The organism is Comamonas odontotermitis (genome assembly GCF_014207855.1).
GTDB classification, from domain to species: domain Bacteria; phylum Pseudomonadota; class Gammaproteobacteria; order Burkholderiales; family Burkholderiaceae_C; genus Comamonas; species Comamonas odontotermitis_A.
On the sequence record NZ_JACHKZ010000002.1, the window covers coordinates 98,498 to 115,175 of the forward strand.

19 protein-coding genes are annotated in these 16,678 nt (G+C 64.5%); 10 read left to right on the forward strand and 9 right to left on the reverse strand.

Annotation, left to right across the window (positions count from 1 at the left end):
* The first annotated feature begins 30 nt into the window (after positions 1-30).
* Positions 31-912, forward strand: coding sequence for a DMT family transporter (locus HNP33_RS02490; RefSeq protein WP_184704924.1), 882 nt, complete (start codon positions 31-33; stop codon positions 910-912).
* A 9-nt stretch (positions 913-921) separates the two neighbouring features.
* Positions 922-1,416: a glutathione peroxidase gene (locus HNP33_RS02495; protein ID WP_184704926.1), complete on the forward strand. Its 495-nt coding sequence runs from the start codon at positions 922-924 to the stop codon at positions 1,414-1,416.
* 306 nt (positions 1,417-1,722) lie between these two features.
* Here HNP33_RS02495 and HNP33_RS02500 read toward each other — a convergent pair whose 3' ends face one another.
* The 6 genes from HNP33_RS02500 to HNP33_RS02525 form a co-directional block, all read right to left on the reverse strand.
* Positions 1,723-2,814: a ProQ/FINO family protein gene (locus HNP33_RS02500; RefSeq protein WP_233464287.1), complete on the reverse strand. Its 1,092-nt coding sequence runs from the start codon at positions 2,812-2,814 to the stop codon at positions 1,723-1,725.
* A gap of 182 nt (positions 2,815-2,996) precedes the next feature.
* Positions 2,997-3,776: an SDR family oxidoreductase gene (locus tag HNP33_RS02505; RefSeq protein WP_184704928.1), complete on the reverse strand. Its 780-nt coding sequence runs from the start codon at positions 3,774-3,776 to the stop codon at positions 2,997-2,999.
* A gap of 2 nt (positions 3,777-3,778) precedes the next feature.
* A complete protein-coding gene (locus tag HNP33_RS02510; RefSeq protein WP_184704930.1) occupies positions 3,779-4,810 on the reverse strand; it encodes a 2Fe-2S iron-sulfur cluster-binding protein in 1,032 nt (343 codons plus the stop codon).
* Positions 4,811-4,873: 63 nt separating this feature from the next.
* A complete protein-coding gene (locus tag HNP33_RS02515; RefSeq protein ID WP_184704932.1) occupies positions 4,874-5,350 on the reverse strand; it encodes a GlcG/HbpS family heme-binding protein in 477 nt (158 codons plus the stop codon).
* 37 nt (positions 5,351-5,387) lie between these two features.
* Positions 5,388-6,845, reverse strand: a complete 1,458-nt coding sequence (locus HNP33_RS02520; RefSeq protein WP_184704934.1) for an aldehyde dehydrogenase family protein — start codon at positions 6,843-6,845, stop codon at positions 5,388-5,390.
* 178 nt (positions 6,846-7,023) lie between these two features.
* Complete coding sequence (locus HNP33_RS02525) at positions 7,024-7,761, reverse strand: TenA family transcriptional regulator (protein WP_184704936.1); 738 nt, start codon at positions 7,759-7,761, stop codon at positions 7,024-7,026.
* Between the two features lie 304 nt (positions 7,762-8,065).
* Here HNP33_RS02525 and HNP33_RS02530 point away from each other — a divergent pair, with 304 nt between their 5' ends.
* From HNP33_RS02530 to HNP33_RS02550, 5 genes are all read left to right on the forward strand, one after another.
* Entirely contained in the window at positions 8,066-8,389 is a 324-nt protein-coding gene (locus HNP33_RS02530; RefSeq protein WP_184704938.1) for a 2Fe-2S iron-sulfur cluster-binding protein, read from the forward strand.
* Positions 8,390-8,406: 17 nt separating this feature from the next.
* Positions 8,407-8,727 carry a ferredoxin gene (locus HNP33_RS02535; RefSeq protein ID WP_184704940.1) on the forward strand — a complete coding sequence of 107 codons (321 nt, stop codon included), beginning with the start codon at positions 8,407-8,409 and terminating at the stop codon, positions 8,725-8,727.
* Between the two features lie 16 nt (positions 8,728-8,743).
* Positions 8,744-9,034: a 2Fe-2S iron-sulfur cluster-binding protein gene (locus tag HNP33_RS02540; protein ID WP_184704942.1), complete on the forward strand. Its 291-nt coding sequence runs from the start codon at positions 8,744-8,746 to the stop codon at positions 9,032-9,034.
* Positions 9,031-9,777 carry a sulfite exporter TauE/SafE family protein gene (locus tag HNP33_RS02545; protein WP_233464289.1) on the forward strand — a complete coding sequence of 249 codons (747 nt, stop codon included), beginning with the start codon at positions 9,031-9,033 and terminating at the stop codon, positions 9,775-9,777. The genes HNP33_RS02540 and HNP33_RS02545 overlap by 4 nt, the downstream gene beginning before the upstream one ends.
* 61 nt (positions 9,778-9,838) lie before the next feature.
* The gene (locus HNP33_RS02550; protein ID WP_184704944.1) at positions 9,839-10,768 is read left to right on the forward strand and encodes an ornithine cyclodeaminase family protein; all 930 of its coding nucleotides are present in this window, start codon (positions 9,839-9,841) and stop codon (positions 10,766-10,768) included.
* A 45-nt stretch (positions 10,769-10,813) separates the two neighbouring features.
* Here the strand turns inward: HNP33_RS02550 and HNP33_RS02555 are convergent, their stop codons facing one another.
* Positions 10,814-11,467 (reverse strand): GntR family transcriptional regulator, encoded by a 654-nt coding sequence (locus HNP33_RS02555; protein WP_184705248.1) that lies wholly within the window; start codon positions 11,465-11,467, stop codon positions 10,814-10,816.
* Positions 11,468-11,739: 272 nt separating this feature from the next.
* The gene (locus HNP33_RS02560; RefSeq protein WP_184704947.1) at positions 11,740-11,967 is read right to left on the reverse strand and encodes a hypothetical protein; all 228 of its coding nucleotides are present in this window, start codon (positions 11,965-11,967) and stop codon (positions 11,740-11,742) included.
* 44 nt (positions 11,968-12,011) lie between these two features.
* Between HNP33_RS02560 and HNP33_RS02565 the strand changes: the two genes are divergently transcribed.
* From HNP33_RS02565 to HNP33_RS02575, 3 genes are all read left to right on the forward strand, one after another.
* Positions 12,012-12,224 (forward strand): hypothetical protein, encoded by a 213-nt coding sequence (locus HNP33_RS02565; RefSeq protein WP_184704949.1) that lies wholly within the window; start codon positions 12,012-12,014, stop codon positions 12,222-12,224.
* Positions 12,225-12,338: 114 nt separating this feature from the next.
* On the forward strand, positions 12,339-13,877 hold the full coding sequence (locus HNP33_RS02570; RefSeq protein WP_184704951.1) for a hypothetical protein: 1,539 nt from the start codon (positions 12,339-12,341) through the stop codon (positions 13,875-13,877).
* A 1-nt stretch (position 13,878) separates the two neighbouring features.
* A complete protein-coding gene (locus tag HNP33_RS02575; protein ID WP_184704953.1) occupies positions 13,879-15,351 on the forward strand; it encodes a gamma-glutamyltransferase family protein in 1,473 nt (490 codons plus the stop codon).
* A 53-nt stretch (positions 15,352-15,404) separates the two neighbouring features.
* On the opposite strand, the gene glcF is transcribed toward HNP33_RS02575, so the two are convergent.
* Positions 15,405-16,673, reverse strand: coding sequence for a glycolate oxidase subunit GlcF (gene glcF, locus HNP33_RS02580; protein ID WP_184704955.1), 1,269 nt, complete (start codon positions 16,671-16,673; stop codon positions 15,405-15,407).
* Positions 16,674-16,678: the final 5 nt, after the last annotated feature.

A 16,678-nucleotide genomic window follows, 5' to 3' on the forward strand; every position in this document is an offset into this window, starting at 1 on the left:
CTTGACAGACGGGCGCAAGCACCGTTTTTCATGCAAACCGCGCTGCCCTTCCTCGCCCTGATGACCAATGCCCTGATCTGGGGCACGATCTGGTGGCCCTTCCGCCAGTTGCAGGCGCTGGGTGTGCACCCGGTGCTGGGCACGGCGCTGGTGTATCTCATTCTGTTCTGCGGCCTGCTGCTGCTCAAGCCCCATGCGGCAGGCATTGCGCGGCGCCACCCCTTGCTGCTGCTGCTCGCCTTCACCTCGGGCACCACCAATGTGCTGTTCAACTGGGCAGCCACCACGGGCGATGTGGTGCGCGTGGTGCTGCTGTTCTATCTGATGCCCGCCTGGTCGGTCCTGCTGGCCTGGTACTTTCTGGGCGAAAGGCCCACCAGATACTCCATCCTGCGCCTCGTGCTCGCCTTCAGCGGCGTGCTGATCGTGATGATTCCGCCCGGCGCCACCTGGGCGAGCCTGACGGCCAACCTCTCACTGCCCGACCTGCTGGCCATTGCGGGCGGCTTTACGTTTGCCGGAACCAATGTCGTCCTGCGCAGCCAGTACAAGGTGCCGGGCGAGGCGCGCATGCTTGCCATGTTCTTTGGCGGCGTGATTGCCGCCGGGCTGATGTCGCTCCTGGGCATCTACCTGGGCCGCATTCCCCATCTGCCTGCGCTGCAATGGGGCTGGCCACTGATGGTGCTGGTGGTGGCCGTGCTCATCATGCTCAGCAACTGGACGCTGCAATACGGCGCTTCACGCCTCGCCGCCACCACGGCGGCCGTGGTGATGCTGTCCGAAGTGGTGTTTGCCAGCGCATCGAACGTACTGATCGAAGGCACCGTGCTCTCGGGCCGCCTGCTGCTGGGCGGCGCGCTGGTGCTGTCGGCATCGCTGATTGCAGCCATTGAATCCAAGCTGCCGTAACATGCAGGCATGACCAACACCCACTCCGTCAAAGATTTTGTTCTGCATGACGCCAGCGCGCAGCCCGTGCCGCTGTCGCGCTACCAAAACCAGGTCTTGCTGGTCGTCAACACCGCCACGGCCTGCGGCTTCACGCCGCAGCTGGCGGGGCTGGAGGCACTGCAGCAGCAATACGGTTCCCAGGGCTTGCAGGTGCTGGGCGTGCCGTGCAACCAGTTTGGCGCGCAGGCGCCGGGCAGCAATGCCGAGATTGCGCAGTTTTGCGAGGCCCGCTTTGCAACCAGCTTTCCCAGCCTGGCCAAGGTGGAAGTGAATGGCCCGCACACCGATGCGCTGTTTGCCTGGCTCAAGGCCCAGGCACCGGGGGTGCTGGGTGGCCGCATTCTATGGAACTTCACCAAGTTTCTGGTGGGGCGCGATGGCCGCACGGTACAACGCTTTGCACCGATGACCAAACCCGCCAGGCTGCAGGCGGCGATTGAACGGGCGCTGTCAGCCCGCTGAGACAAAACACAAGGCGCGAGAGCGCCTTGTGACTGGCTTTTATTCCAGAATCACCGATTCCAGGCCTGCCGCGATGCTGACGAGGCCGGCGATCACGCACACCGCGCCCCAGAACTTGCGCAGCCAACGGCGACGAGAGGGGTTGGGGGACATAGGCTTCTCCTGGTTCCTGCCAGTGTACGCAGCGGCGGCCACTGCATCAAGCGTGTTTTTGATATGAAAATAGCTGCTGGCACTCATTGGCAGAGCGCCAGCAGCTATTATTTTAAGAGCAATAGACGGTTTGCCGCCTATTTTGCGTGCTGTTTATTCCGCAGCAGCTTCGCCGTCTTCTGCGGGCTCGGCGGCCACAGGAGCTGCCGGGGCTGCAGCAGGCGCCGCAGCAATCGCCTTGATCTGGGCAGCGCGTTGCAGGTGGCGCTCGGCAGCGGCCGGGTGCATGCCGTACATGTCGGCAAACTCGGCCACGCTCTTGCCGCTGGCAGCGTGGGCGGTGGCCAGAGCCTCTGCCTTGGCGTCGAACTCGGCCACTTCCTGCATGGCAGCGCCAAGCAGAGCCTGGGTGGCTTCGTCCTTCACCTGCACACGCTCCAGGAAGGCGTCGCGCGACAGGTTGGAGGCGATGTAGGCCATGCCCATGCGGCGACGCAGCTTGACTTGCAGATCTTCACCGTCACGCGGCTTGCGGCGGCGGAAAGCCTCGACCAGCGCGTGGAACACGTGCTCTGGCGCCATGGCTTCCACCACATTGCCTTGCAGATCATGGCGCGGCTGGCCCATGGCCACGGCGTTCAGGTAGCGCGTGGAGCGCGTGTGCAGGCCCAGCGCCACCTTCAGCTCGTTCTTGTCGAAAGCCTCGGGGTGGGCAGCCATCAAATCCTGGAAGATGCCACGCTTGAGCGGCAGCGGCTGCTCGCCAAAAAGCGCCGGGTACATGCCAGTCAGCTTTTCGACCACCGGGTGGCGTGGACGGGGAGGCGCCTTGGGTGCCGCAGGAGCCGCATCGCGGCGTGGGCCCCGGGGGCCCTGGCCTGCACCATCGCGGCGGGCACCGTTGCCGGGCTTGTTGCTGCGGCGTGGCTGCTCAGGGCGTTGGCCGGTGCGCGCGGGGCGCTCGCCTGCGGCACGGTCCTGGCGAGCTGCGGGCGCGGCAGCTTCGGCCTCTGCAGGCGCTTCGGCCACTTCGAGAGCATGGCCCTTGGTGGCAGCGCGCAGCGCATCGGCCATGGCCGAGTTGAGCAGTTGCTTGCCGCCTGCGGGTCGGTCGGCACGCGGCTCGCGGCGCTCCTGCTTGCGCTGGCCCTGGTGACGCGTATCACCGCCCGCTGCGGGCGCCGCCGGAGCTGCTTGCGCCGGTGCGGTGGCATCAGAAGTGGTGTTGGAGGTCGGTTCGGTCATATCAACAGGGCTTGCACAGAAAAAAGTGCAGACCCGCCATCAGCGGCTGCACCGGTATAAAGCAAAACGCCTCGGTCACCCAAGGCAAGGCTGCAAGTATAACGAATCACCATTGTCACCAAGTAAGCAGCTGCAAACTTGTGAGGGGTTTGTGGCGACCCGCCAGCGGGCCGTTCACCTCGTCAATATGTGCCCGGGTACTCTCCGCCGTCAATCAGCCAGCTCTGGCCGGTGATGTATCCGGTGTGGGCGGATGCGAGGTAGGCGATCAGCGCGCCCACCTCGTCAGGCCTGCCAAAGCGGCCTGCGGGGTTGCCGGCTTCGCGGCTTCTGCGCACCTCGTCCGCTGGCTTTCCGCTCTGCCGGGCGAGCTTGTCGATATGGCGTGCCTGGGCGTCGGTGTCGAATGCACCGGGCAGCACATTGTTGATGGTGACGTTGTGGCGCACCGTCTGCCGCGCCAGGCCCGCCACAAACCCCACCAGGCCCGAGCGCGCGCCGTTGGACAGGCCCAGCTCCGCATGCGCCACCTTCACGCTGCGCGAGACGATGTTGATGATGCGGCCATAGCAGCGCTCCTGCATGCCGTCGACCACGCGGCGGATCATGTCGATGGGGCCGACCATCATCATGTCCAGCGCCTCATGCCAGGTCTGCTGCGTCCATTCACGAAAATCTCCGGGCGGGTAGCCGTCGGAGTTGTTCACCAGGATATCGGGTTGCGGGCAGGCGGCCAGCGCTGCTTCACGCCCGGCGTTGCTGGTGATGTCTGCCACCACGCAGCGCACGGTGCGGCCGCAATCCTGCGACAGCGCCTGCGCAGCCTCCTGCAAGGTGGCCTCGGTGCGCGCAGCGATCACCACATTCGCGCCCTCCAGCGCAAGGCGGCGCGCCGCTGCATAGCCCATGCCCTTGCTGCCACCCCATACCAGTGCGGATTTGCCGTTCAGCTCCAGATCCATGCTTACTCCTCGTTCATTTCAGCTACCGTGGCCGCTTCGTTCTGGAAGATGAAGCTGTCGCTGTATATCTTGTCCATGGCCGCCCCCGACAGCGCCACCACGGCCTTGGCGTCAGCAATCATATGGGGCGATCCGCACAGGTAGATCGAATGCTCGGACAGGTCGTCAAAATCCTCGGCAATCGCATCCTGCACATAGCCCCGGCGGCCCGTCCAGCGGTCCGAGGCCCGCGAGAGCACAGGTACAAACCTGAACTCGTACAGACGGCCCGCCCAGGCCTCGATTTCATCCAGCAGGTACAGATCGGCTTCGCAGCGCATGCCCCAGTAAAAGTGGATCGGCGGGCAGTCCTCATCGTCCAGCAACGACTCCAGGATCGCCTTGATCGGCGCAAAGCCGGTGCCGGTGGCGGCAAATACCATGGGCTGGTAGTCGCTCGCGTGGTAGCAGAAAGTGCCGTGCGGCAGCTCCACATCGAACACATCGCCGGGCTGGGCGCTGGCCAGCACGCCTTCGGTAAAGCGGCCGCCCGCAATCTTGCGGACCTGCAAGGTGACGCGGTTGCCCTGCGGCGGTGAGGCCATCGAAAAGCTGCGGTGCTCGCCATCGGCCAGGCAGATGTTGAGGTACTGGCCAGCCGCATACTGCACACCATGGCCTTCGGGAAGGTCGAGCGCCAGGTGGTAGATATCGGGCGTGTGCATGCGCAGATCGGCCACCGTGGCGCGCAGCACGGTAGGCGGCGAGCAGGCCGGGCCCGTTTCCACGCTGATGACCAGATCCGACTGCGCACGCGCCTGGCAGGCCAGCGCATAGCCCTGCGCGTGCTCTTCCTCCGCCATGGCCAGCGGCAATTCGCCGTCGGCATAGGTAAAGCGGCCCTCTTCCACCTTCATGCGGCAGGTGCCGCAGCCGCCAAAAGTGCAGTCGTGCGGCAGGTTCACGCCCTGGCGCGTGGCGGCGTCCAGCACCGATTCGTCCGCGCCCACCTCAAACGATTGCTGCGTCTGCAGCCACAGTACGTGGTAGTTCATTGCACACCCCGCGCTCCATTGGTTCAATATGGCTCTGGCGCCCCATTGGCAAGCGCCATTAGCTCACTTTTTGATATCGGCCTGCACCACCACGTCGGCAGCGGCGCCCAGGTGCTCGCGCAGCGCCTGCAAGGCCGCCACGCCGCATGCCGTGTCCTGCTCGCCGTTGCCGCCCGACAGGCCCACGCCACCGATCACTTCGCCATTGACGACGATGGGGTAGCCCCCGACAAAGACCGCAAACTTGCCTTCAAAGCTCCACTGAATGCCGAAGGCTTCGTTGCCCGGCAGGGCGGGGCCGTTGGGCGCCGTGTTGAACAGGTGCGTCGAGCGTTTGTGGCCTGCGGCGGTGAAGGCCTTGTTCCATGCAATCTGGGGGCCGGTGACGCGGGCGCCGTCCATGCGTTCGAGCACCAGCGGAAAGCCGCCTTCATCGGTGATGCAGACGGACTCGGGCACGCCGATCTCCTGGGCCTTGGCCAAGGCGGCGCGAGCCATCACGCGGGCTTCTTCCAGTTCGAGTTTCAGTGCGGATTTCATAAATCTTCTCCTTTGCTGGGTATGCGCTATATGCGGCTCAGATGCCGCGGTACACCGTCTTGATCTGGGTGAAGAACTCCAGCCCGGCGCGGCCCGACTCGCGGAAGGTGGAGGTGCTGGAGTTCTTCAGCCCGCCAAAGGGCGCATTCACCAGGTTGCCGGTGGTGGTGCGGTTGATCTTGACGGTGCCGGACTGGATCTCGTTCGTGAACACGTGCATATAGCGCGGGTTGTTCGTCACGATGCTGGCCGACAGGCCATATTCGGTGTCATTGGCCGTGGCCAGGGCATCGTCGAAATCGGCCACCTCGACGATGGCCAGCACCGGGCCGAAGATTTCTTCCTGGGCGATGCGCATGCTGTTCTTCACATCGGTGAACACGGCGGGTGAGACGTAGTAGCCATGCTCGAACGCCGGGCCCGTCAGGCGCTCGCCGCCGCACAGCAGGCGTGCCTCGCCCTTGCCGATGGCGATGTACCTGAGCACGGTCTGCAACTGCTTTTCGGTCGCCAGCGGCCCCAGGTCCATGCCCGACTCCATGCCGTCACCGATCTTGAGCGCCGCCACGCGGGCGAGCAGCTTTTCGGTAAAAGCCGCTTTGACGCTGGGCACCACCAGAATGCGGCTGGTGCCGGTGCAGGCCTGGCCGGTGAGCGAGAAGCCGCCCTTGACCGCCAGATCAACGGCCAGATCCAGATCGGCGTCTTCCATCACGAGCAGCGGGTTCTTGCCACCCAGCTCCATCTGCAGGCGGGTCGTCAGGTGCACGGTGCGGTGGATTTGCGCGCCCGCCGTGGTCGAGCCGGTGAACGAGATCGCACGGATATTGCTGGAATTGGTGATGACCGGCCCCACCTCGCCAGCGCGCCCGGTAACGCAGTTGACCACGCCCGCAGGAATGCCCGCCTTCTCCAGCGCTTCCACCAGGCGGATGCCCGAGAGCGGCGCATCGGACGAGGGCTTGAACACCACCGTGTTGCCGGTGATCAGCGCCGGAGCCAGCTTGCGCGCAGGAATCGAGGCGGGAAAGTTCCATGGCGAGATGACGGTGACCACGCCCAGCGGCTCGCGGTGGCTGAACACATGCATGTTCGGGTCATCCTGCGGGTAGGTCTCGCCGCCGTAGGTCTGGCCTTCGGTGGCGTAGAAGCGGAAGGTCTGCGCGCTGCGCAGAAACTCGTCCTTGGCCTGGGCAAACTGCTTGCCTTCCTCGCGCGTCAGATCCTTGGCAAACTGCACGGCGTTCTGCTCCAGGTAGGCCGCCGCGTCGTTAAGGATCTTGGCGCGCTTGCCAATCGGCGTCCTGCGCCAGCCGTCAAAGGCCTTTTGCGCAGCCTGTACGGCCGCTTCGGCGTCGGCCGGGCCCGATGCCTGAAAGCGGCCGACCACATCACGGGTATCGGCAGGGTTGAGGTTGTCAAAGGTGCTGCCCAGAAGGCAAGGCACCCAGGCGCCGTCGATGTAGTTCAAAAACGTGTGGACTGTGTCAGCCATGGTGGTTGTTTTTGTGTGATGTGGAGAAGTGGGCCACTGCAGGCAGCGGGCTGAAGATCGTGGAGTTGGGGCCTCGACCGGCCGATGGCCGGGGGTGCATGCCGTCTCTCCATCCGCCGAGCATGCGCAGGCTCTGCGCGACCGGCAGGGTGGCAGCCAGATGGAGAGAGAAGCGGAATCAGGCGGCCAGCAGCTCTTCTGCAGGAATCTGCAGATCCTTGGCCACGTAGTCGTGGTAGAGCGCCGTGGTGTAGAGCAGGCGCATCTGGGCGCCGATTTCGCAGATGCGCAGGCACTTGGCTTGCAGCTCTGGCGTATTGGCGTGCTCCAGCACGATCTGGTAGCCGCGCTCGCCATGGATTTCGTCCGAGACGATGTGCAGGTCGAAGAACTCGACATCCTCGTCGGAGAAGCCGTATTTCTCGCGCAGCGTCGGGGTCTGCTTGCGGTAGATCGACGGCACCTGCGATTCGAGGCCGACCACGAGGCCCGCCACCGCCACCACGGGGTCTTCGCGCATCGCCACGGCATAGCACCACGACTGCAGGCCTCGGGTGGTGGGAGACATATTGTCGGGGTTGACCACGCGCTCGCGGGTGGTGCCGCAGGCCTCGGCAAAGCGGATCAGCAGATCGGTGTGGCGGTCGCCACCGATTTCCTCTTCATACATGTTGGCCAGCAGAAAGTCCTTGGCCTCGGTCATGTGGTCTGGCGTGCGGGCGTAGAGGTAGCCCAGGTAATCGGCGAACGGGCCGACGTAGTGGTAATGGTTCTCGGCCCAGCGAGCCAGATGCTCACGGCTCAGGCGACCGGTGGCCCAGGCCACGCTGAAAGGGGCCTTGTTGGCGCTCTTGCCCTTGATGGCGTTTTCCAGTGCGGCGCGGAATTCGTCGCGGTTCAGCAGTTTGTTCGTCATGGCGAGTCCTCTGTGGATGGTGGGTACGTCGCTGAATCAAACCGAGCCAAGCGACGGAGTTAGAATACTGTATACAACATACCAGGTCAACCATTTCCAGAAATTTCTCACCCCGGTAGTTTCCCTGACTGGCACAGCCAATTCACCCCGATCACCTCACTGGAATTCTGTATTTCTCCTCTGCAGAATGAAAAACAGACACTCCAGCAGAATGCTCGCGCCAATGCGCTCCTCACGTTATCCCTATTGCTCAAAATTTCTTATTTGTATACAGTATACGTAATAGAACTACCGAGGATGTTCCATGCCCCTGATCACGTTTCACAAGAACGGCCAGACCTTCCAGGACGAGGTCAAGGCCGGCTCCAACCTGGTGGTGCGCGCAGGCATCAAGCAGTACCCGTACCCGCATCTGACCTACCAGTGCGGCATGGGCAAGTGCGCCACCTGCGCCTGCAGGATCATTGCGGGCGCTGAAAACCTGCCGCCTCCCAACTGGAAAGAGAAAAAGCAGCTGGGCGACCGCCTGGACCAGGGCTACCGCCTGGCCTGCCAGCTGTGGCTGGAACATGACCTGGAGCTGGAGCAGATCCCGCTGGCCGCCGCTCCTGCCGTATCTGCCGCCTGACCCGAGGAGCCCGCACCATGTTTGTCATCCTCACCAGCAAGCCCGGCCAATACCGCACCGTGCCGAGCGCCGACATTGAACTGCTGGAAGCCTGGAACTACCAGTTTTATGGCCGCGTGCTGGCCCAATTCGTGCTCGGCAGGCTCCTGCGCGAGACCAAGGTGCAGGTGATTGAAGAGGATGCCTCGGGCACCGTCAACGCCGTGCCTTCCAAGTTTCTGGAACGTTTTGACACGCTTGCACAGGCGCACGCCGAGTTGCAGCACCTGTGCAACTTTGGCTCGCTCGACGCCCAGCTGATCTCCGTCCCCCTGCCGCAAGCCGCAGCTTCTGCCTGACTGCCGGAATCCACACATGCCCACCATCACCTTCGTCACCAACGACAACAAGGCCGTCGAGGCCCCGGACAACAGCAACCTGCTGCGTGTATCGCTGCGCGAAAAAGGCGGCATCCCCTTCAAATGCGGCGGCGGCCTGTGCGGCACCTGCAAGTGCAGGATCGTCGAAGGCCTGGCCAACACCGACGCCGTCAAGCCCAAGGAGCGCAAGCACTTCACTGAAGAGCAGTTCGCCCAAGGCCACCGGCTGGCCTGCCAGACCTTTGTGAATGGCGACATCAGCGTGAGCTGGCAGTTGCCCGCATGATGGCCTGGGCAAGCTTTCCCGACCCGCTGAGTGCAGGCCGCTACCTGGCCATGGGTCTGATGGTGCTGACTGGCGCCGCCATGCAGGGCGTGGGCGGCCTGGGCTACGCCATGTTCTGCGCGCCGCTGGCTGCCATCTTCTTTCCAGAGCTGGTACCCGGCCCGCTGCTGGCCGTGGGCGCGCCGCTCGCCCTTCTGGCCTATCTGCGCGAGCGCGATGCGCTCAACGGCCATGTGGCGGCTGCCACGCTGGCAGGCCGCGTCATCGGTACCTTTGCGGCAACGGGCCTGTTGGTGTATTTCAGCGCCAGCGCGCTCTCCATCTTGTTTGCTGTTCTTATTTTGATAGCTGTCACCCTCAGCACCATCGGCTGGCGGGTACAACCCACGACGGCCAACCTGTCGATTGCCGGAGTGGCCAGCGGCATCATGGGCACGATCACCGCAGCCGGTGGCCCGCCGTTTGCCATTGCCATGCAGCACCTGGCGCCGCCCACCATGCGCTCCACGCTGGGTGTGGTGTTTTTTGCGGGCACCATCGTCTCGATCATGGCTCTCGCCTGGGTCGGCAAGATGGGCGCGCAGGAGTGGTGGTACTTTGCCGTGCTGCTGCCGTGGATGCTGGTGGGTTTTTTCGCATCCAACCGGCTGGCGCGCCATGTCTCCAGAACCGCCATCCGCCAGTGGCTGCTGGGCACGGCGGCGGTGAGCGCCTGCGTCATTTTGCTCAAGATCTGGCTCTAGAAACGTGCTTCCAGGTGCCTGCCTCCCCTTCTTCCCCTCCCCACTCTGCACAACACACCCCATGCTGCACATTACCGACGCCATGGTGGACACGCTGGTGTCCGCCGATGAAGCCCTTACCGCCATGCGCACCGCCTTTACCGCCTTTGGCAAAGGCGAGGCCGCGATGCAGGCGCGCGAGCGCACCGATGCCGGAGGCGTCAAGCTCTCCACCCTGGGGGCGGTGATTCCCTCGCTGGGCGTGACCGGCGCCAAGGTCTACACCACGATCGCCGGCCAGTTCAACTTTGTGATCCTGCTGTTCTCCACCGACACCGGCGCACCCCTCGCCACGATGGAGGCCAATGCCATCACCCGCCTGCGCACGGCTGCAACCACGGTGCTGGCGGCCGAACACCTGGCCCCCGCCCAGCCGCAGCAGTTGTTTCTGTGCGGGGCCGGTGTGCAGGGCGTAGCCCATGCCCAGCAGCTGGTGCGCCACCTGGGCCTGCAGCGCATAGCGGTGTTCGACCCTTACGCAGCAGACGACCTGGCCGCGCGCCTGGCGCACCTCACCGGCGCCCAGGTCACCCGCGTGCACGATACCGAGGGCGTGGCCGATGCCGAGATCGTCGTCACCGCCTCGCGCTCCAAAGACCCGCTGTTTGCCGGGGAGCGCATCGCAGAAGGCGCCTTTGTGGCGGCGATTGGCTCCAGCCTGCCGCATACGCGCGAACTCGACGATGCCGCCCTGGCGCGCGCGTCGCAGATCGCCGTGGAGTGGAAAAAGCAGGCGCTGACCGAGGCGGGCGACCTGGTGCTGGCAGACCCGGCGCTGCAGGTGGCTGGCAAAGTGGTGGAGCTGGGCGATATCGTCTGCGGCAAGCATGCCAGCCTGGGCGGCGGTGCGGGCATTCGCCTCTACAAGGCTGTGGGCGTGGGTCTGGAAGACATCGCGCTGGCCGGCCTCGCCTACCAAAACCATCAGAACTATCAAAAAAAGAGCGCCTAGCGCGCTCTGGGTGGGCAATAGCGCCCTATTTCTCTAAAAAAGCGCTCAGGGCTCGATGCCAGCCGCGTTGTAGATATGGCGCGCTGCCAGCAGGCCCGCCAGCTCGGGATCGCCCTTGATCACGGCGCGCAGGATAGCGGCATGCTCTTCCCAGTTCTGCGGCGCACGCTCGCGGCTGCGCGGGGCAAACAGCACGGCGGTGCGGTCGCGCAGGGACAGCATCACCTCTTGCAATACCGAATTGGCCGCCACCTTGCCCAGCGCGGAGTGAAACTTCTGGTTCAGTGTGGCCAGCACCTCGTCGTCGCCGGAATGGGCGTTTTTCACGCCTTCGGCGAGCAGGGCCTCCAGCTCCGCAATCTGCTGGGGGTCGTGGCGCTTGGCGGCCAGGCGCGCATTGAGCGCTTCCAGCGTGGCGCGCACCTCGACCAGTTCACGCAGCAGATCGCCATGGAATTGGGCCACCGAAGCACCCCGGCGCGGCTCGATGATCACCAGGCCGCTGGAGGCCAGCTGGCGCAGCGCTTCGCGCACGGGCATGCGCGATACCGCAAATTCCTCAGACAGGCGCTCCTCCACCAGGCGCTCGCCCGAGGCCAGCTCGCCCGACATGATCTTTTCGCGCAGCGCTTCCACCAGCTGCTGCGTCAGCGGCGAGTGGTTGAGTCCTGTTTTTTTGTCTCCGGTGGCAATGGGCATGAAAGTCGGTCCGATCGATACGTGGTATTCCCGAGCCCCCGCCAGCCCTGGTAGGGCAGGCAGGTGTGCATCCGCCATGGCAGGCCGATGGCAGCAGCACGGCGCACGCACCCGGCACGATACACCGGCAGCGCGCCACCGCCGAGGCTGAGGCCGCGCATCAGTTTACATGCCCGGGCGGCACTCTACCTGTTCTGGATACAACTCAACCGCCTCGTTTTGACGAAGATTCAGAAATCTCGCGCGATGTTCTGCTCCCTGCATTCGCCGGATCAGCGTGCAGAACGGCGGATTTCAGCGAACGAGCGGGTGTCCTGCATGGCCTGTGCCCACAGGCGTTCGGCAGGGATTTCGGCCAGGCGCTTGGCCTGCCAGTTGACGAAAGCGGTCTCGATGCGCGAGAGCACTGATAGCGATGCAGGCAGCGCTGGCTGCACCACAGCGGTCAGCTGTTGCATGGCGGCTTCGCGGGAGGTGATGGGAAGAGATGCGGATTTCATAGCTCGGTGCCCTTGTGTTCCTGGTGTTAACCCTAGTGTATCCAATGTACGAATACAAGAACAACGGCCACGGCAATAACCCCACCCTATCCATGCTTGCGGGCACGAAGATTCATCGCATTGTTTTTAAAGAAATTTCTCAATTGATTTCTTTCAATGGCACCGCAAAGCATGGCACAGGCATGACTTTAGGCGAGGTGGATCATTGTGCAAATCATCCATTTTTGTATACGAAGCATGCGATAGATTGCATTTAAACCCGGGTTAATTAGATGATGCAGTGCAGCATATCTGGTATTCCCTGATGATTTTTTGCTTTTTTGTATTTAGTATACAAATTGGCTGTTAAATCATACCAAGGAGTAGCCACGATGGATCCGTCAGTTTCAATCGGTGCCGCGCACTGGGCCTATCTGGCCGGGGTGCTGGTCATCACTCTCACCATGGCCTTCCGCGCAAACGTGGTGGTGCCTTCGCTGATTGCCACCATCGTGGTGGCCTTTGCCTGGAGCGGCAGTGCCATCACCGGCATTGGTAGCATTTTCAGTGCCAGCATGGTTGCAGCCAAAGAGCTGTTCAACATCTTCCTGATCATTGCGCTGATGACGGCGCTGCTCAACTCCCTCAAGGACCTGGGCTCCGACATCCGCATGGTCAAACCGTTTCGTGCAGTCATGAAAAACGGCCACACGGCCTATTTCATCCTGGCACTGGTTACCTACCTGATTTCGCTGTTCTTCTGGCCCACACCTGCCGTGCCGCTGGTGGCCGCCGTGCTGCTGCCCGCTGCCATTGCCGCGGGCCTGCCGCCGATAGCGGGAGCCATGGCCATCGCCATTGCCGGCCAGGGCATGGCGCTGTCGTCCGACTATGTGATCGGCGTGGCGCCAGGCATCAGCGCCAAGGCTGCTGGCGGCATCAGCGCGGTTGCGGTGGGCGACAAGGCGCTGCTGCTGTCCTGGGTGGTGGGCATGATTGCCCTCTTCCTGTCGTACTTCAAGATCCGCAAATACATCGTGCCGGGCAACAACGCCTTGCTGGAGCGCTGGGAGCTCAACCCCATCGGCATCAATGCGCAAGTGGAAGGCGGCGGCACCTTCAACAAGGCCGAGATCGCCCAGGGCACGGCGCACGACGCCGATCTGGGCACCAATTCGGAGCTGGAAGCAGCCCTCAAGAAGACCAAAAGCACCGAGGGCGCCTCCAAGCTGTTTGCGGTCGTCACGCCGCTGGCGTTTCTGATCGTCATTCTGGTCATGCTCGGCCCCAAGTTCATCCAGGGTGCGCCCGACTTGAAAGGCGGCGATGCGGCCATGCTGATCGGCGGCGTGGCGGCCTTGCTGATGATCTGGGCCACCACGGCACGTAACGGTTTTCGCAAAATGCTCGACACCGCCGCCGACCACATCACCGACGGCTTCGTCTTTGCCTTCAAGGCCATGGGCGCAGTGCTGCCGATTGCCGGCTTCTTCTTCATCGGATCACATGAGACCGCAGGCCCCATCCTGGGCATTGCGCCCGGTCAGCCGGTGCCAGACCTGCTGTTCGAGCTGGTGAAGGCGAGCCAGCACCTGATTCCCGACAGCCAGTTGCTGGTGTCGTTTGGTGTGCTGATCATGGGCATGATCACCGGAATCGACGGCTCCGGCTTTGCGGGCCTGCCGCTGACCGGCACCCTGTCCGGCGCGCTGGGCCCGGCCTCGGGCATGGATGTCTCGGCCCTCGCAGCCCTGGGCCAGATGGGCGCGGTATGGACCGGTGGAGGCACCTTGATCGCCTGGTCGTCACTGATCGCCGTGGCCGGGTTTGCGCGGGTCAATGTGCTGGAGCTGGCCCGCGCCCTGCTCATCCCGGTGGTGCTGGGCCTGATTGCCTCCGTGTTCACCGCCGTGGCGCTCTGGGGCGCCTGAGATGGTGGACGAACCATTGCTGGGCGTAGTTGGCAGCAGTGCCATGGTGGCAACCGGCCATCCGCTCGCCGCACAGGCCGCGCAGGCCCAGTTGCTGGCGGGCGGATCGGCGGTGGATGCCGCCATTGCCGCCGACGCGGTGCTCGGCGTGGTCGAGCCCATGGCCACCGGCGTGGGCGGCGACTTGCTTGCCATGCTGGTGCCCCCTGGCCAGTCACCCACCAGCTACAACGGCACGGGCCGCGCGCCGCTCGGCCTGACTGCGGCAATGATCGAGGCCCTGCCCGGCCGGAAGATTCCCGAGCGCCATCCGCTCTCCGTCACCACGCCCGGCGCCGTGCAGGGCTGGTGGGATCTGCACCAGCGCTATGGCAAGCGCCCCTGGGCCAGCCTGTTCGATGCAGCGGTGGATGCGGCGCGCCATGGCTTTGCGGTGGCGCCCGTGGCCGCACGCGAGTGGGCCCTGTTTCAGCAGGTGATCGCCAGGGACCCCGCCAGCGCCGCACTCTACCGCGCGCAGCACCCGCCCCGGGCCGGTGAGCGTTTTGACAACCCTGCACTGGCCCGGTTGCTGGGTGAGATTGCCGCGCAGGGGCCCAGCGCCTTCTATGAGGGGCACATTCCCCAGGCCGCCGAGCGCACCATGCAGCGCCACGGCGGCGTGCTGGCTGCTGCCGATTTTGCGGCGCACCATGGCCACTTCTGCACTCCGGTCAGCGCCGATTTCTGCGGCGCCCAGGTGCACGAATGCCCGCCCAACACCCATGGCGTGGCCGTGCTCCATGCCCTGCAAGCCCTGGAGAGCCAGCCACCACAGGCCGACCAGCCTGAAGACGCCGTGCGCATGGTGCAGGCCATGGAAGCGGCCATGGAATATGCCAAACAGACCGTGGCCGACCCGGCGGGCAACACCGTCTGTACCACCGTGGTCGATGGCGACGGCTTTGCCATCACCTTGATGAGCAGCATCTTCAAACGCTTTGGCTCCGGCCTTGCCGTGGCCGAAGGCGGCTTTGTGCTGCAAAACCGGGGCCATGGCTTTGCGCAGCCCGGCCACATCAACGGACCTGCGCCCGGCAAGCGCCCCTACCACACGGTGGTGCCGGGCGCAGTGACCCGCAACGGCCAGTTCCTCGCCGTCATTGGCGTGGTGGGCGGTGCCATGCAGCCGCAGGGCCAGGTGCAACTGCTCACCCGCATGCTGGCAGGTGGCGAAGCCCCGCAGGCTGCGCTGAACCGGCCACGCTGGCGACTGGAGGGGCAGCGTGTGCTGGCCGTGGAGGCAGGCACGCCAGATGAAGTCACCGCAGCCCTGCGCGCAGCGGGCTACCGCGAGCCGGGCAACGAGGGCGAGCTGGGCGGGCGCAGCGATTTTGGCGGCGCGCAGTGCATCCTGCGCCTGCAAGACGGGCGGCTTTGCGGTGCCTCCGATCCGCGCAAGGACGGCATGGCCCTGGCCGTTGACCGGCAGTAGCGCACCGGGCGCTTGCGCCGCGCCGGGTTGGCGATGGCAGGTACGGTTATTGGTTAGCCAGCGGCCTGCGCCGCCTTCAGCGCATCGTCGATCACCTCGATCCAGTGGCGCACCGGCACCTCGGTGCCCGCCTGCAGATGGGTGATGCAGCCGATGTTGGCCGACAGAATGGCTGCGGGTGGTGTCTCCTGGCTGCAGGCTTCGTTCAGGGTATTGATCTTGCGATCACGAAGCTGGTGCGAAATTTCGGGCTGCAGCAGCGAGTAGGTGCCCGCCGAGCCGCAGCACAGGTGAGATTCGACGCGCGAGACGCGAATATCAAAACCCAGGGCCCGCAGGCTGGATTCGACACCGCCGCGCAGCTTCTGGCCGTGCTGCAGCGTGCAGGGCGGGTGGTAGGCCAGCGGGGCATCGGGCACCTGCAGCCTGCCCTGGAAGCGCTGCTCCAGCTCTGGCAGCATGGCGGGCAGCAGCTCGCTCAGGTCGCGCGCCAGCGCGCTGATGGTGGCAGCACGCTCGGCGTATTCCTTGTCATGGCGCAGCAGATAGCCGTAATCCTTGACCATGACACCGCAGCCCGAGGCCGTACTGATGATGGCTTCGATCTGCTTTTTGGCGACCCAGGGCCACCAGGCGTCGATATTGGCGCGCGCCTGCTCCAGCGCGCCCTGCGGGTCGCTCAGGTGCTGCTGCACCGCGCCGCAGCATTTGGCAGCGGGTGTCACCAGCGTCTGGATGCCAACGGCATCGAGCACGCGCGCGGTGGCGGCATTGATGTTGGGCAACATGGCAGGCTGCACGCAACCGGCCAGCATCATCACCTTGCGGTCGTGCTCGCGCGACGGCCAGCGGCCCGCGCTCGGCGCCTTGGGCAGCTTGTCCTTCAAGCCGCCGGGCAGCAGGGGCTTGGCGATGCGGCCCAGCGCCACTGCAGCGCCAAAGGCCTTCGAGGTCATGCCTGTGCGCAACGCCCAGCGGGCGGCGCGTTCGCCCAGCGGGCGCTCCACTTTGTCATCGACGATGTGGCGGCCGATGTCCAGCAGCTTTCCGTATTGAACGCCGCTGGGGCAGGTGGATTCGCAGTTGCGGCAGGTCAGGCACCTGTCCAGGTGCTCCTGCGTCTTGCGGGTGGGCTCCTGGCCTTCGAGCACCTGCTTGATCAGGTAGATGCGGCCACGCGGGCCGTCCAGCTCGTCGCCCAGTAATTGGTAGGTGGGGCAGGTGGCGGTGCAGAAGCCGCAGTGCACGCACTTGCGCAGGATGGCTTCGGCCTCCTGGCCTTCGGGCGTGTTCTTGAACTCGGGGGCTAATTGGGTTTGCATGGTGC